The organism is Pseudomonas sp. GR 6-02 (assembly GCF_001655615.1).
Classification (GTDB): Bacteria; Pseudomonadota; Gammaproteobacteria; order Pseudomonadales; family Pseudomonadaceae; genus Aquipseudomonas.
Genome location: NZ_CP011567.1, coordinates 1,337,544 through 1,352,258, shown reverse-complemented (window position 1 = coordinate 1,352,258; position 14,715 = coordinate 1,337,544). Strand labels below are relative to the sequence as shown.

The 14,715-nt window shown below is 61.2% G+C and carries 14 protein-coding genes; 6 read left to right on the top strand and 8 right to left on the bottom strand.

Translation table 11 applies throughout. The features are described from left to right. Positions 1–122: 122 nt before the first annotated feature. The 3 genes from PGR6_RS05795 (at position 123) to PGR6_RS05785 (ending at position 4,850) form a co-directional block, all read left to right on the top strand. On the top strand, positions 123–1,883 hold the full coding sequence (locus tag PGR6_RS05795; protein WP_064616331.1) for a sensor histidine kinase: 1,761 nt from the start codon (positions 123–125) through the stop codon (positions 1,881–1,883). Next, positions 1,883–3,217 (top strand): sigma-54-dependent transcriptional regulator, encoded by a 1,335-nt coding sequence (locus PGR6_RS05790; protein WP_064616330.1) that lies wholly within the window; start codon positions 1,883–1,885, stop codon positions 3,215–3,217. Before PGR6_RS05795 ends, PGR6_RS05790 begins: the two co-directional genes overlap by 1 nt. A 313-nt stretch (positions 3,218–3,530) precedes the next feature. Further along, entirely contained in the window at positions 3,531–4,850 is a 1,320-nt protein-coding gene (locus PGR6_RS05785) for an MFS transporter (RefSeq protein ID WP_018926549.1), read from the top strand. A 112-nt stretch (positions 4,851–4,962) separates the two neighbouring features. Here PGR6_RS05785 and PGR6_RS05780 read toward each other — a convergent pair whose 3' ends face one another. Further along, the gene (locus PGR6_RS05780; RefSeq protein WP_019581516.1) at positions 4,963–5,718 is read right to left on the bottom strand and encodes a COG4705 family protein; all 756 of its coding nucleotides are present in this window, start codon (positions 5,716–5,718) and stop codon (positions 4,963–4,965) included. 206 nt (positions 5,719–5,924) lie between these two features. On the opposite strand from PGR6_RS05780, the gene PGR6_RS05775 reads away from it, so the two are divergent. Next, positions 5,925–6,116, top strand: coding sequence for a hypothetical protein (locus PGR6_RS05775; RefSeq protein WP_018926551.1), 192 nt, complete (start codon positions 5,925–5,927; stop codon positions 6,114–6,116). 160 nt (positions 6,117–6,276) lie between these two features. Then, on the top strand, positions 6,277–6,906 hold the full coding sequence (locus PGR6_RS05770; RefSeq protein WP_018926552.1) for a flavin reductase family protein: 630 nt from the start codon (positions 6,277–6,279) through the stop codon (positions 6,904–6,906). Here PGR6_RS05770 and PGR6_RS05765 read toward each other — a convergent pair whose 3' ends face one another. Next, positions 6,907–7,137, bottom strand: coding sequence for a hypothetical protein (locus PGR6_RS05765; RefSeq protein WP_018926553.1), 231 nt, complete (start codon positions 7,135–7,137; stop codon positions 6,907–6,909). A gap of 41 nt (positions 7,138–7,178) precedes the next feature. Then, positions 7,179–7,532 (bottom strand): putative quinol monooxygenase, encoded by a 354-nt coding sequence (locus tag PGR6_RS05760; protein ID WP_026286455.1) that lies wholly within the window; start codon positions 7,530–7,532, stop codon positions 7,179–7,181. A gap of 336 nt (positions 7,533–7,868) precedes the next feature. On the opposite strand from PGR6_RS05760, the gene PGR6_RS05755 reads away from it, so the two are divergent. After that, entirely contained in the window at positions 7,869–8,798 is a 930-nt protein-coding gene (locus PGR6_RS05755) for an AraC family transcriptional regulator (RefSeq protein WP_018926555.1), read from the top strand. A gap of 113 nt (positions 8,799–8,911) precedes the next feature. Here PGR6_RS05755 and PGR6_RS05750 read toward each other — a convergent pair whose 3' ends face one another. The 5 genes from PGR6_RS05750 to PGR6_RS05730 all read right to left on the bottom strand — a co-directional run bounded on the left by PGR6_RS05750 (position 8,912) and on the right by PGR6_RS05730 (position 14,713). Continuing rightward, positions 8,912–9,967, bottom strand: a complete 1,056-nt coding sequence (locus PGR6_RS05750) for an ABC transporter ATP-binding protein (protein ID WP_018926556.1) — start codon at positions 9,965–9,967, stop codon at positions 8,912–8,914. A gap of 18 nt (positions 9,968–9,985) precedes the next feature. Beyond that, the gene (locus PGR6_RS05745) at positions 9,986–10,834 is read right to left on the bottom strand and encodes an ABC transporter permease (RefSeq protein ID WP_018926557.1); all 849 of its coding nucleotides are present in this window, start codon (positions 10,832–10,834) and stop codon (positions 9,986–9,988) included. Then, positions 10,831–11,739: an ABC transporter permease gene (locus PGR6_RS05740; RefSeq protein ID WP_019581522.1), complete on the bottom strand. Its 909-nt coding sequence runs from the start codon at positions 11,737–11,739 to the stop codon at positions 10,831–10,833. The genes PGR6_RS05745 and PGR6_RS05740 overlap by 4 nt, the downstream gene beginning before the upstream one ends. Positions 11,740–11,942: 203 nt before the next feature. Then, complete coding sequence (locus tag PGR6_RS05735; protein WP_064616329.1) at positions 11,943–13,046, bottom strand: extracellular solute-binding protein; 1,104 nt, start codon at positions 13,044–13,046, stop codon at positions 11,943–11,945. 218 nt (positions 13,047–13,264) lie between these two features. Further along, positions 13,265–14,713, bottom strand: a complete 1,449-nt coding sequence (locus tag PGR6_RS05730; protein WP_064616328.1) for an aldehyde dehydrogenase family protein — start codon at positions 14,711–14,713, stop codon at positions 13,265–13,267. Between the last annotated feature and the right edge of the window lie 2 nt (positions 14,714–14,715).

Below are 14,715 nucleotides of genomic sequence, written 5' to 3'. Positions count from 1 at the left end.
GTACTTTGGCAACTCTCAAGCCTGTCAGTCGCCCGAACGATCGGTGAGTGCGCGAACAGGACGCCGAGCCGATCACCTGCATGGTATGGTGCCCGCCCGACTTACTCTCTGTTTGCGCCAGCATGCTGCCGACCTCCCGTACCCTGCGTCTGTCGTTGTACTCCCTGCTGATCGTCGCCGGTGCCGTCCTCGCCGCCACCCTGGCCATCCGCCACGCCGAACGCCAGGCGCTGGAAGAAGACGCCGCCCGCGCCAACCAGCAACTGGCGCTGTACGCCAATTCCCTGCATACCCTGATCGACCGCTACCGCGCCCTGCCCGCCGTGCTGGCACTGGACCCGGAGTTACGCGCCGCGCTCGATGGCCCGGTAACGCCTGAGCAACAGGACGCACTGAACCGCAAACTGGAAAAAATCAACGGTGCCGCGCAGTCCTCGACCCTGGAACTGCTCGACCGCACCGGCCTGGCCGTGGCCGCCAGCAATTGGCGTTTGCCCAGCAGTTACGTCGGCCACAACTACGGTTTTCGCCCTTACTTCAGCCAGACCCGCACCCAGGGCGCCGGGCGCTTTTATGCGGTAGGCGTCACCAGTGGCATTCCCGGTTACTTTCTCTCCAGCGCGGTGACCCGCGACAGCGGCGAGTTCCTCGGCGCCATGGTGGTGAAACTGGAATTCCCGGAACTGGAGCGCGAATGGCGTCAGGGCAGCGACACGTTGCTGGTCAGCGATGCGCGCGGGATCATCTTCATTGCCAACCAGCCGGGCTGGCGCTATCGCCTGTTAAAACCGTTGAACGACAGCGATCACACCGAGCTCAAGGCCACCCGCCAATACGACAAACAACCGCTGACACCGCTGGATTACCAATCGCTGCAGCGCTTTGACGACAACAGTGATCTGGCGCGCGTCGTCGGTCCTGACGGCACGGCAAACTACTTGTGGGAATCGCTGCCGCTGACCACTGAAGGCTGGACCTTGCACCTGCTGCGCCGCCCACAAGTCGCCTTCGAAGACATCCGTAACGCCGCGCTCGCCGCTGCCGGGTTGTGGCTGGCGCTGGTGTTTCTGTTGCTGTTCCTTAATCAACGCTGGCGCCTGGCCAAAATGCGCCAACGCAGCCGCGAAGAACTCGAACAACTGGTGGAAGAACGCACCCGTGACCTGCGCACCGCTCAGGACGGACTGGTGCAATCGGCCAAACTCGCGGCGCTGGGGCAGATGTCCGCAGCGCTGGCCCATGAAATCAATCAGCCCCTGACCGCCCAGCGCATGCAGCTTGCTACGCTGAGGTTGCTACTCGATCACGGCCGGGTCGACGACGCCTACAAGGCGCTCAAACCGGTGGACGACATGCTCACGCGCATGGCCGCCCTCACCGGCCACCTGAAAACCTTCGCGCGCAAAAGCCCCAGCGGTTTGCGCGAACGGCTGGATCTGGCGGCGGTGGTGGATCAGGCCCTGCAATTGCTCGACGCGCGCCTGCGCGATGAACAGGTCAGCCTGGTGCTGCACCTGACCCGTCCGGCCTGGGTGCGTGGCGATGCGATTCGTCTGGAACAGGTGCTGATCAACCTGCTGCGCAACGCCCTGGACGCCATGCAGGGCAAACCCTGCAAGCGTCTGGAAATCCGCCTCGAAGCCGATGAACAGCTATGGCGCCTGAGTGTGATCGACAATGGCGGCGGCATTGCCGAAGAACACTTGAGCCAGGTGTTCGATCCATTCTTTACCACTAAGCCGGTGGGTGATGGCCTGGGCTTGGGGCTGGCCGTGTCCTTTGCCATCGTCCACGAAGCGGGCGGACGCCTGAGCGCCGATAATGGCGAAAAAGGCGCGGTGTTCAGCCTGACGTTGCCCATTGATCTGGAGGTAGCTGCCTGATGCTCAATTCGGTGATGGTGGTCGATGACGAAAGCAGCATCCGCAGCGCCGTCGAACAGTGGCTGAGCCTGTCGGGGTTCGAGGTGCAGCTGTTCAGCCGCGCCGATGAGTGCCTGGCGCAACTGCCGAAACACTTCCCCGGGGTGATTCTCAGCGATGTGCGCATGCCCGGCATGAGCGGGCTGGAGCTGCTGGCCGAAGTGCAGCACCGCGACGCCGATTTGCCGGTGATCTTGCTGACCGGTCACGGCGATGTGCCGATGGCCGTCGAAGCGATGCGCGATGGCGCCTACGATTTCCTCGAAAAACCCTTCAGCCCGGAAACCCTGCTGAGCAGCCTGCGTCGGGCGCTGGACAAGCGCCGGCTGGTGCTGGAAAACCGTGCCCTGCACGAACAGGCCGACAATCGCGCCAAACTCGATGCCACCCTGCTGGGAGTGTCCCGTGGTTTGCAGACACTGCGCCGGCAAGTGCTGGATCTGGCGACGCTGCCGGTCAATGTGCTGATCCGTGGCGAAACCGGCAGCGGCAAGGAACTGGTTGCCCGCTGCCTGCACGACTTCGGCCCCCGCGCCGACAAACCCTTTGTCGCGCTGAACTGCGCGGCGATTCCCGAGCAGTTGTTCGAGGCCGAACTGTTCGGCCATGAGAGCGGCGCGTTCACCGGCGCCCAGGGCAAACGCATCGGCAAGCTCGAATACGCCGACGGCGGCACACTGTTTCTCGATGAAATCGAAAGCATGCCGCTGGCGCAGCAGGTGAAGCTGCTGCGGGTGTTGCAGGAACAGAAGCTCGAGCGATTGGGCTCCAACCAGAGCATCCGCGTGGATTTGCGGATCATCGCCGCGACCAAACCCGACTTGCTGGATGAAGCCCGGGCCGGGCGTTTTCGCGAGGATTTGGCCTATCGCTTGAACGTCGCCGAGCTGCGGCTGCCGCCGTTGCGTGATCGGCGTGAAGACATTCCGCTGTTGTTCGAGTTCTTCGCGCAGAGTGCCGCCGAACGTCTTGGCCGTACCTTTCCACCGTTGAGCGGGCCGCAATTGAGCCATCTGCTGAGCCACGACTGGCCAGGCAATGTGCGCGAGCTGGCGAACGTCGCCGAGCGCCAGGTGCTGGGCCTCGGCGAACCGGAACCGGTGGGGATCGATCCCGGCCAGTCACTGGCGGCGCAGCAGGAAGCCTTCGAAGCGCATTGCTTGCGCGCGGCGCTGACCCGGCATAAGGGCGATGTGAAAGCGGTGCTTGAAGAACTGCAACTGCCGCGCCGGACCTTCAATGAAAAGATGCAGCGCCATGGGTTGAGCCGGGAGATGTTCATATCCGACACATGACCTGTGGCGAGGGGGCTTGTCGGAACGCCGCATCGCCCCGTTCGGCTGCGAAGCAGTCATAAAATCTGCAAATGTGGTGTACCTGAAAAAATGCCGGGGAGCGCTTCGCACTCCAACGGGGGCAAGCCCCCTCGCCACAAGTGATCGGCGGAAATCCGCTCATACTTACGCATACCTTGAGCGACTATCCGCTCAACAAAACCTCTCACCCCCTCTAAACCGGCCCTCCTCCCCTTGGCACAGCTCCTGCTATAGCCCCTGCAGGCTGCGTTTACACGCGCTCCACAAAAACAATTAAACGAAGGATCCTTCAATGGATAACTCCAACGCCCTGCCCCTTGGGTCGGCTGCCGTGCCGGCTAAAGAAAGAAGCACCGCCAGCCGGATCAAATCGATCTTCAGCGGCTCTGTCGGCAACATGGTCGAGTGGTATGACTGGTACGTCTACGCCGCCTTCTCCCTGTACTTCGCCAAAGTCTTCTTCCCCAAAGGCGACACCACCGCCCAACTGCTCAACACCGCCGCAATCTTCGCCGTGGGCTTTTTGATGCGCCCGATCGGCGGTTGGCTGATGGGCCTCTACGCTGACAAGGCCGGCCGTAAAGCCGCGCTCATGGCGTCGGTCTACCTAATGTGCTTCGGCTCGCTGCTGATCGCCCTGAGCCCGGGCTATGAAACCATCGGTATCGGCGCGCCGATCCTGCTGGTGTTCGCCCGCCTGCTACAAGGTTTGTCGGTGGGGGGTGAGTACGGCACCTCGGCGACGTACCTCAGCGAGATGGCGACCAAGGAACGTCGCGGCTTCTACTCCAGTTTCCAGTACGTGACGCTGATCTCCGGCCAGCTCATCGCCCTGGGTGTGCTGATCGTGCTGCAAAACTTCCTGACCACCGAAGAGCTGTACGCCTGGGGCTGGCGTATTCCGTTCGCCATCGGCGCGCTGTGTGCCGTGGTCGCGTTGTATCTGCGTCGTGGCATGGAAGAAACCGAGTCGTTCACCAAGAAAGAGAAAGCCCGAGAAAGCGCGATGCGCACCTTGCTGCGCCATCCCAAGGAACTGATGACCGTGGTCGGCCTGACCATGGGCGGCACGCTGGCGTTCTACACCTACACCACGTACATGCAGAAATACCTGGTGAACACCGTCGGCATGAGCATTTCCGACTCCACCACGATTTCCGCGGCCACGCTGTTCCTGTTCATGTGCCTGCAACCGATCATCGGCGGGCTGTCGGATAAAGTCGGTCGTCGGCCGATCCTGATCGCCTTCGGTATTCTCGGGACGCTGTTCACCGTACCGATCCTGACCACCCTGCACACCATCCAGAGCTGGTGGGGCGCGTTCTTCCTGATCATGGCGGCGCTGATCATCGTCAGCGGCTACACCTCGATCAACGCGGTGGTCAAAGCCGAACTGTTCCCGACCGAAATCCGCGCCCTGGGCGTCGGCCTGCCGTACGCACTGACCGTGTCGATCTTCGGCGGTACCGCTGAATACATCGCCCTGTGGTTCAAGAGCATCGGCATGGAAACCGGTTACTACTGGTATGTCACGGCGTGCATCGCGGTGTCGTTGCTGGTGTACGTGACCATGAAAGACACCCGCAAGCATTCGCGGATCGAGACCGACTGACAGCAACATTGATGGCGGCTGTACCGGCCTCTTCGCGGGCAAGCCTCGCTCCTACAGGGGTACGCGATCATCTGTAGGAGCGAGGCTTGCCCGCGAACGGGACACCTCGGTATCAGGTCAACTCAGCCGCCGTCTGCTTCGCGTACTTGCCCTGCACGTAAGACGCCCCCGCAATCATCACCACCAGAATCCCCGCCAACACCAGCGACGAACCGATGGTGCCGAAATCCAGGCCACCCTTTGCATGGGGTTTGGTCAGGAAGTCGCCCAAGGTTGCGCCGAATGGCCGCGTCAACACGAACGCCACCCAGAACAGCAGCACCGACGAAATCTTCGTGAAGTATTTCAACAGCACCACCAGCGCAATGGTCGAACCGATCAACAGTGCGCCGCCGGCAAAACCCAGGCCCGAGTCGTCGGCCAGGTAATCGCCAAGCGCCGTGCCCAGGGTGTTGGAAAACAGAATCGCCATCCAATAGAACATCTCGCCCCGGAAGGTCTGGACCTTGGTGACGTTCAGCGAATCGCCGCTCAAGCGCCAGGCCGCGAAAATCCCCAGCAGAATCGCAATCAGGATCATCGAACCCGTGGCGTAGCCCAATTCAAGGGTGCGGTCCATGAAGTCGGACATGGTGGTGCCAGCGGTGCTGGTCGACAGAATCACGATCCAGTACAGCACCGGCTTGTAAGTTTTGGACATCAACTGCGTGACCAGCGTCAGCACAAAGACGCTGATCAGAATCAGCGAGCTGATGGCGTAACCGACATTAAGGGTCATCGACAACAAATCCCCCGCGGTTTCACCCAGGGTCGTTGCGCAGATTTTCATGACCCAGAACGCCAGGGTGATCTGAGGAAGTTTATTCATTCAAGGCAAGCTCCAGTTCGTGGCGGTCGTTTCTTCGGGTTATTGACCGGTGCGCAGACTGGCGGTGGAGCGGTGAAAAATAGGTAAGTGCAGGATGAAAATTCTGTCACGCAGACAAGAGAGCCCGATTAATCGCTGGTTAATGCCCAGTACGCATCCTGCCCCCCGTCGATCAATTCATTGCAATGTGCAAACTGGAGTTACCCATGAAAACCAAACTGATGCTTGCCCTGACCCTCTCTGTGCTGGCGGCCAATACCTTCGCCGCCGATGGTTACGACCGCACCGGTTCCGCCGTCTTCACTGCGCAAAGCAACACCGCTGACGACAGCCGCACCGACGCGGCCAAAGTCGCTACCGACAGCGTCGATCGCACCGACGCTGCCCGTACCAACTGATCCCTGTACGCACCACACAGCCCGGCTCTGGCCGGGCTTAGTCATTTCTGGGGAAAGCAAAACCCGGTGATCGCCACAGAAGCCCCACTCCCACTGATTGAAATCTGCCGCTGGCCCTTGCACCATGCTCATCTCCCGGACGCCCTCAGGAATTCACTCCATGCCCGACGATATCCATTTCTACGAACCCGCCAACGGCCATGGCCTGCCCCATGACCCGTTCAACGCCATCGTCGGCCCGCGTCCCATCGGCTGGATTTCCTCCCAGGACGCCAACGGTCGCCTGAACCTGGCGCCCTACAGCTTCTTCAACGCCTTCAACTACATCCCGCCGATCATCGGGTTTTCCAGTGTCGGGCGCAAAGACAGCCTGAACAACATCGAGCAGACCGGCGAGTTCGCCTGGAACCTGGCGACGCGTCCGCTGGCCGAGCAGATGAACCAGAGCTGCGCCATGGTCGGGCCGGAAGTCAACGAGTTCGAACTGTCCGGGCTGACCACCGCCGCGTCGAAGATCATTCAGGTGCCACGGGTCGCCGAAAGCCCGGTGTCCTTCGAGTGCAAGGTCACGCAGATCATTCAGTTGCAGCGCGCCAACAAGGAAGTGGTGCCGAGCTGGCTGATTCTCGGCGAAGTGGTCGCCGTGCACATCGCCAAATGGCTGTTGAAGGATGGGGTGTACGACACCGCCGCGGCAGAACCGATTCTGCGCGGCGGCGGGCCAGCGGATTATTTTCAGCTGGGGCCAGAGGCACTGTTCAAGATGTTCCGCCCGGGGGCGGTCAAGTGATTACCAGAGCAGGTCGGCGTCTTGTTTGACGTCTTTGAGGTGGGTCAGCTCTTTGGCCGCGGCCTCGTCGGCTTCATGAGCGGTCTTGAACGTCTGGCCTTCCAGCACTTTGTGAAAAACCGGGGCACCGGAACCACCGAGGGCTTTGACGGCAATCGCGGCGTGGTAACCGCCCTCGCTCGGTACTACTGCTGAAACGGCTTCGAAGTGTTCAAAGGCTTTACGTGCCATGTCGCGGATCCTGGCTAATGGAGAGTTGCGCCATTAAACCCTCAACCGGCCAGTTTGTGTACCGCTGCCTGGGACTGGCCGAGGGCCTGGGTCGCCGAGACATCCTTGAAAGTATGGAAATCCAGGCTGTTGACCACCATTTCCTGCACCAGTTCGGCAAAAATCTGCATCGCCGGGCTGCCGAAGTAAGCGGTCATCGCCTGTTGGCTGGCCCAGAAACCGGACACCAGCCACAGCTCGGGATCACATTGCGAGTGCTGCAGGGCGAAGCTCAGGCAACCCGGCGCGTTGCGCGACGGTTCGATCAGGGCGCTCAGGCGCGCACCGAGTTCTGCCGAACGCCCGGCGCGGGCGCGAACGAAGGCCATATGACTGACGGGGATCTGCGTAGACATGTTCAACCCTCCCAGGGAGTCGAGTGGCAGCCGTGGGACGGGCTGCGACAGGATCCAAGATTAGGCGGCGCATCACAGTCAGCGTTAGTCGATTTCTGCCGGCTTATTGCACAATCCTGCGCAACTGCAAAAAGCCTCTGTAACAGCGCGCAAAGTATTGTCACACCGCTGTCACACCACTTTTAAGCAAGTTTCATCCACGTTGCCCTGCTATGGCAGCCTCGTGTATTCACCCCGCGCAGAATCAGGCAAGCTTTTGACAGGATGTGTCTACCGCTGTCCCTTGCACAAATTTAAGCTCGGCCCATGACCAACACTTCACGGAGGATTCCCTGCATGTCGTCGCTCGATCACTTTCAGGCTCCGCTTCCCGCTGACATGGAAAAACAGCGCGCGGAACTGGCCGACCTCATCCGTCGCAACACGCTGGACGATGGTTCCTATGCCACCGCCGTCGGTTCGCTGTTCATGTCGCGTCACAGCAAATCCCATGATTTCGCCCCGGGGCTGGCCCAACCGGCCCTGTGCATCATGGCCCAGGGACGCAAGGAAGTTCGGTTGGCGGACGAACACTTCAATTACGACCCGCTGAATTACCTGGTGGTATCGGTCTCGATGCCCCTGAGCGGGCGGGTGGTGAATGCCTCGCCCGAAGAACCGATCCTCGCGGTGCGGCTGGACATCGACCCGGCGGAAATCACCGCGCTGATTGCCGACGCCGGCCCCATCGGCCTGCCCACACGGCCCACGGGCCGAGGCCTGTATGTCGAGCGGATCGACGCGGCCATGCTCGACGCCGTGCTGCGCCTGGCGCGTTTGCTGGACACACCGAAAGACATCGCCATGCTGGCGCCGCTGATTCGTCGGGAGATTCTGTATCGGCTGTTGCGCAGCCAGCAGGGGCATCGGCTGTATGAGATTGCCATCGCCAACAGCCAGAGCCATCGCATCGGCCAGGCGATCAAATGGCTCAACGGCAATTATGAGCAACCGCTGCGCATCGATGATCTGGCGCGGGAAGTGAACCTGAGCGTGTCGACGCTGCATCACCGCTTCAAGGCGATGACGGCGATGAGTCCGCTGCAGTATCAGAAACAGTTGCGCCTGCAAGAAGCGCGGCGGTTGATGCTGGCCGAAGGGCTGGAAGCGTCGGCGGCGGGGTATCGGGTGGGGTATGAAAGCCCTTCGCAGTTCAGCCGCGAGTACAGCCGATTGTTCGGGGCACCGCCGCTGCGGGACTTGGCGCGGTTGCGGTTGACGGTTTGATCCGGCATTTGTTGCATGGCTGATGGCCTCATCGCGGGCAAGCCCGCTCCCACAAGGACCGGTGTACACGGAACCCTGTGGGAGCGGGCTTGCCCGCGATGGGGCCAGTAAAATCAGGCGCTCAACACTCGGCACGCCTCAGCCGGCAAGGTCACCGACACCGGATTGCCAATGCTCAACCCAACGTCCTGACACGGCGTGCTCAACGCGGTAAACGACACCCCGGAACATTCGACGGTGGTTTCGATGGTCGCGCCGATATCCCGCACAAACGTCACCTTGCCCAGCAAGCGATTCCCCGCCGTGGCCTGCGGTTGCGACAATTGCAGGTCTTCGGGGCGAATCAGCATTTTCACCTTCTCCCCCACCACGATGCTGCTGCAGATCGGCACTTGCAGCGCATCACCGCCGGGCAGGCTGACCTTGCCATTGCCCAACGCCGTGGCCGGGAAAATATTCCCCGAACCGATGAAGTCCGCGACGAATTCGTTGGCCGGGTGCCGATAAATCTCAATCGGCGTGCCCACCTGCTGCACCCGATGCTCACCCAGCACCACCACGATGTCGGCCATGGTCATGGCTTCGCGCTGGTCGTGGGTGACCATGATAGTGGTGATGTTCAAGCGCTGTTGCAGCTGACGGATTTCCACCTGCATCGACTCGCGCAACTTGGCGTCCAGCGCCGACAGCGGTTCGTCGAGCAGCAGGATTTTCGGCCGCGAGGCAATCGCCCGGGCAATCGCCACACGCTGACGCTGACCGCCGGAGAGTTTCGCCACCGGGCGATCAATCATTTCCTGCAGTTGAATCAGCTCAAGCAACTCCACCACCCGCGCCTGCTGATCGGCCTTGCTGACCCCACGCAGTTTCAGCGGATAGGCAATGTTCTCCCCCACCGTCATGTGCGGGAACAGCGCCAGGGATTGAAACACCATACCGAAATTGCGCTGATGCGCAGGGGTATGGCCGATGTCTTCACCGTCCAGGCGAATCTCGCCGCCGGTCAGGGTTTCGAGCCCGGCGATCATCCGCAGCAAAGTGGTTTTACCGCAGCCCGACGGGCCGAGAAAACACACCAGTTTGCCCTCGGGCAAATGCAGGTTCACATCCTTTACCGCGCAGGCCGAGCCGTAATGTTTCTCGACGTTTTCCAGAATCAGACCAGTCATTTGAATCACCTCAAGAAATCAGAACGAAACGCCGCCTTCGCCAACCAACTTTTCCAGCGCCCAAATGAGCACGAAGTCGATCAGCACGATCAGCACGGCAAACGAGAAAACGGTAGGGTCGAGCGATGACACGGTGCGGCTGTACATCCAGATCGGCACGGTCATGACGTCGATGGTGTAGAGGAAATAGGTCACGGTGAATTCGTTGAACGAGACGATGAACGCCAGCAGCATGCCCGCCAGAATCCCCGACTTCATCAACGGCACCACCACATCGACAATCGCCCGAGTCGGTGAAGCGCCGAGCATTTGCGCGGCCTCTTCGACTTCGCTGCCGATGGAGAGCATCGCTGCCGTGCAGTTTTTCACCACGAACGGCAGCGCCAGAATCACATGGGCAATCACCAGCCGCGAAGTGGTTATCTGGAACGGCAGACTGTCGAATACCAACAGCAAGGCCAGTCCCAACACCACCATCGGGAACACCAGTGGCAGCGACATCAATTGCAGCGCCACGGCCTTGCCACGGAACTCGCAACGGGTCAGCGCGTAAGCCGCCGGCACCGCGATGATCGTGGCGAAGATCATGGTCAGGCAGGCCACCAGCAAACTGGTGCTCATGGCCTTGCCCAGGCTCAGTACGTCGCTGGCGTCCGGCGAGACGAACGTGTGCCAGGCGGCCTTGTACCATTGCAGGCTGTAGCTGCTGGGCGGAAAGTCGAGGTTCGACGCGCCGCTGAATGACATGACAATCATGGTCAAAATCGGCAACACAGCCAGCAGCAGAATGAAGCCCGAGAGGATGCCGGCGAACTTGCCGGTATCGCCCGGCAGCAACGACTGACGCTTCTTGATCAAAGTGCTCATTGGGAAGCCTCCAGCATGCGCCGACGACGGCCAGTGATGTATTCGGACAAGGTCATGATGGCCAGGGTGGTAACGATCAGCACCACGCCGGCAGCGGACGCGGCGGGCCAATTCATCAGCGGGGCGATCTGGTCATGGACCATTACCGCCAGCATCGGCACGCGCCGACCGCCGAGCAGCAAAGGCACCACGAAGCTGCTGGCGTTGTAGGCAAACACCAACGTCGCGCCGGTGATGATCCCCGGAAAACTCATCGGCAACACCACTTGGCGAAACACCTGCAGGCGACTGGCGCCCAAGGTTGCAGCGGCTTCTTCGTAAGTGCGGGCGACTCCGCGCATGGCACTGGCAATCGGCAGCACAGCCAACGGGAACGCGGTTTGCACCAGGCCCATCAATACGCCGTTCTGGTTGTACAGCAGCATGATCGGCCGCTTGATCAGGCCCAGGCCCATCAGCGCCTGATTGAGCATCCCGCCCGGGCCGAGAATCACCAGCCAGCCATAGCTTTGCAGTAACAGGTTGACCAGCAACGGCAACAGCACCGCCGCCAGGAAAATCCGCCGCACGAACGGTGAGGTCAGCCGCGACATGGTGTAGGCCACCGGGATCGCCAGCAGCACCGCGATCACCGCGCTGATCAGCGCCAGGCGCAGGGTCAGCAGCAAGGATTTGAGGTAGTACGGTTCCAGCAATTGCGCGTAACTGGCCAGGCTGAAGCCGGACCACTCCGCACCTTTGGTGCCCACGCTCATGCGCAGCACCAGGAGGCTGGCGGCAATCAGCACGCCGAGAAACAGCATCGACGGCGAGAGGAAAAACCACGCACGCACTGTCGGTGAGACACCCCGATTAGCGCGCGTGGGTGCGACGCTTACCGGATGGGTCAGAGGTTGGTGTTCCATAGCAAGGGTCTCGTCAATGGAAAGCAGCAAGACTGAGATTCGGCAAAACCTGTGGCGAGGGAGCTTGCTCCCGCTGGGTTGCGCAGCGACCCCAATCAATCACCGCGCCCTTTCAGATAGAACGCGGTGCCTGGTTTTGCGGCTGCTACGCAGCCGAGCGGGAGCAAGCTCCCTCGCCACAATGAATCTTCAAACCGCAGAAATCAGGAAGAAAAGATTTCCGTGTAACGACGAATCCATTGGTCATGCACGGTGGCCAGGAAGGCGTTGTCGTGCATGATCGCCTTCTCGGCAATCTGCTCCGGCGTAAGGATGTACGGGCTCTTGCGGGCTTCGGCGGAGATGATCGCCTTGGCATTGACCGGACCGTTGTAGATGTCTTCGGCCATCTTGCCCTGCACCAGCGGGTCCAGAGAGTGGTTGATGAAGGCATAGGCCAGGTCGGTATCGCCCGGACGGCTTTTCGGCATCACCGAGAGCATCAGGTCGGTGTAGAAACCTTCCTTCATGCCGAACGTGGCGCCCAGACCGTAGGCCGGGTCGCGGATCTGTTTGGGGAAAAACGCCGGTGCGTACAAGCCGCCCATGTCCAGGGACCCGGTGCGGAACAGCTCGGCGATCTGGTTCGGGTTTTCGCCCAGGGTCACCACGCGGCTCTTGAGCTCGGCGAGTTTCTTGAAGCCTGGCTCGATGTTGTGTTCGTCACCACCGGCCAGTTTGGCGGCGATGATGATCAGGTCCATGGCCTCGGTCCAGTTCGGCGGCGGCAGGAAAATGTTCGGCGCCAGGTCGGCGTCCCACATCGCGGCGTAGCTGTCCGGGGCTTCTTTCTGGGTACGGGTGCTGTAGACCAGGCTGTTGCACCACAGCAGGTAACCGATACCGTGGCCATTGGCGCCGGTGCGATATTTCTCCGGCACGTCCACCAGGTTGGGGATGCGGTTGAGGTCGGGTTTTTCCAGCAGGTTGGCGGCGGCCAGGCCTTCGGCGCCGACGCCGGCCAGGGTGATGATGTCGTACTGTGGACGATCACCGCCGGCCTTGAGTTTGGCGACCATTTCCGAGGTACTGCCGGTGCGGTCAGCGATGACCTTGCAGCCGTACTTGTCTTCGAAGGTCGCCGCGATATTGCGCAATGCTGCCAGGCCAGTGTCATCGGACCAGGTCAGCAAGCGCAGGGTCTTGCCCGTAAAGCGCGTGTCGCTGGCATTGGCCCGGATGAACGGCATGCTCATGGCTGCCGCGGCTACCGACGCCACACCCACGGTTTTGATGAATTGACGTCTGTTCAGATCATGCTTGCCCATGAAGGACTCCCTTTGTTTTTTTAAGTATGAGGTTGGTCGCAACCGTTGCATCCGCGCGGCCAGATCGGCTTGAAGTCCCCGGTTTCAAAGGACTTGAGCTTGACCTGCGGGTTCATCCTGAGGTCGTGCAAAACACCTGACTATCGATAAATACTCATTGAAGCCATGACCCTGGCGCATGCCTCCTTTCGAGGCATGCGCTCACTGTTTTCGTGCTGTCAGACGGCCCGAATCACGTGTTTGATTTCCTGGAAAGCCTGCAAGCCCCACGGCCCCAATTCGCGGCCGATGCTGCTCTGTTTGTAGCCACCCCAGGCGGTCTGCGGGAAGATCACTTGCGGCGCGTTGATCCACACAAGCCCCGCCTGCAAAGCGTTGGCGACCCGATCGGCGGCCTCGCTGTCGCGCGTGACCACACTGGCCACCAGACCGAACGGGCTGTCGTTGGCCAAGGCGATCGCCTCGGCTTCAGAGCTGAAACTGCGCACGCAAATCACCGGACCGAAAATCTCTTCGCACCACAACGCACTCTCGAGGGGCGCGTCGATGAAAACGGTTGGCTGCAAAAAATATCCGCGTGAAAGGTCCGCCGGGCGATTGCCGCCGCAGATCAGCTTCGCGCCAGCGCTCAAACCGCGATCGATGTGGCCCAGCACCCGCTGGTATTGCGCCTGGTTGACCAGTGCGCCCATCTCCACGTTCGGGTCGAACGGGTCGGCCACGCGAATGGCTTCGGCACGGGCCTTCAATCGCGCGACAAATTCATCCGCCAGTTCATCGGCGACCAGTACGCGGCTGGTGGCGGAACACATCTGCCCGGCGTTGAAGAAACCGCCGCCACAGGCCACTTCCACGGCCAGTTCGATATCGGCATCGGCGAGCACCAGCAGCGAGGATTTACCGCCCAGTTCCAGGCTCACGCCTTTCACGGTTTCCGCCGCCCGCTGCATCACCTGCACGCCCACCGCATTGCTGCCGGTGAAGGAAATCTTGGCGATGCGCGGGTCAGCCGACAGCGGTGCGCCAACGGCAAGGCCGGTGCCGCAGACCAGGTTGAACACGCCGTCTGGCAGGCCGGCCTCGGCAATGATCGTCGCCAGTTCCAGTTCCGGCAGCGGCGTCACTTCAGACGGTTTGAGCACCACGCAGCAACCGGCGGCCAGGGCCGGGGCGAGTTTCCAGGCGGTGGTGACCATCGGGAAATTCCACGGCACGATCAGGCCGACCACGCCGCACGGTTCACGGCGCAAGCGGGCGCTGAAATCGTCACTCGGCAACGCCACGGCGCTGTCTTGTTTCGCGTCCAGGCCTTCAGCCAGACCGGCGTAATACTCGAAGGTGGCGATCACGTCGTCGACGTCGATGGCCGCTTCGAACAACGGTTTGCCGTTGTTGCTCGACTGCAACTTCATCAACTGTTCGCGCCCGGCCTGCACGCCTGCGGAGATTCTGCGCAGGATCGCCCCACGCTCGGCTCCGGTGGTTTTCGACCATTGCTTAAAAGCGTTGGCCGCCGCGGTGACGGCCTGATCGACAGCGTGTGCATCGCCGCCGTTAACGGTGGTCAGCAGGGCTTCGGTCGCCGGGTTGATCACGCGCAGATGTTCGTTGCCAGCGGACCATTGGCCATCGATGAACAGGCCGTCAAGGGTCGTCGGAAAGGTCATGG